We start from the raw sequence: 203 nt of genomic DNA, 5'->3' as shown, positions 1-203 counted from the left end.
CAGGCCGCGCGACGGGCCGCCGTCCAGGACGTTGCCGAGGTGCAGATCGCCGTGCAGCAACACGAGCCTGGCCTGAGTGTCCAGCAAAGTCTCGCAGCGTCGTATCGCCCGTTGCCACGCGGCCTGGTCAATCCTTGCGCCGATGGCTGGCTCGGACAGCCGCCGGCCGATCCGGACGAAGGCCTCGTCAAACCGGCCGCGCA

General features: G+C 70.0%; 1 protein-coding gene. It reads right to left on the bottom strand.

From position 1 onward, the window contains the following. On the bottom strand, positions 1 to 203 hold a 203-nt coding region (locus IG78_RS0141435; RefSeq protein WP_030575198.1), incomplete at both ends, for a phosphotransferase.

The organism is Streptomyces aureocirculatus (assembly GCF_000720475.1).
Lineage (GTDB): Bacteria > Actinomycetota > Actinomycetes > Streptomycetales > Streptomycetaceae > Streptomyces > Streptomyces aureocirculatus.
This window is presented reverse-complemented; position numbering and strand designations above follow the sequence as displayed.